This window comes from Chitinophaga sp. RAB17, from assembly GCF_052114225.1.
Taxonomy (GTDB): Bacteria; Bacteroidota; Bacteroidia; order Chitinophagales; family Chitinophagaceae; genus Chitinophaga.
In genome coordinates this window covers 1-442 of the sequence record NZ_JBFREI010000058.1, presented here as the reverse complement: position 1 = coordinate 442, position 442 = coordinate 1, and the positions used below count along the sequence as shown (strand labels likewise).

General features: G+C 70.6%; 1 protein-coding gene. It reads left to right on the top strand.

The genetic code is table 11. The features are described from left to right. Positions 1 to 442 (top strand): hypothetical protein (locus AB4Z08_RS35835; protein WP_441578577.1); only part of this gene is annotated, 442 nt, incomplete at both ends.

Genomic DNA, 442 nt, shown 5'->3' with positions numbered 1-442 from the left:
CTGCTGGGCATTGCCGCCGCGCGCTGGCTGCTGCGGCGCGGCGTGCTGCCCAGCGTGGCCGTGTATGCGCTCGGCATGTACCTGGGCTTCACGGTGGCGCTGGTCGGCCATGAAACCGTGGGCGGCCCGGCGTCCGGCGCGGACATCGCCCCGCTGGTCCAGCAGAAGCTCACCCCGGGCATGCCGTTCTATGGCGTGAAGATGCTCGATCACACCCTGCCGTTCTACGTCCAGCACCCGCTGACCATGGTGGCGGAGGCGGACGAACTGTCCTTCGGCACCGAGGTGGAGCCGGAGCGCTGGCTGCCCGATATGGCCGCGTTCGCCAAGGTCTGGCGCAACGGCCAGCCCGCCATGGCCGTGATGTCGCCGGAGAACTATCTGGCGCTGTCGCCCACGCTGCCGCTGTACGTGGTGGCGCGCGACTGGCGCCGGGTGGTGG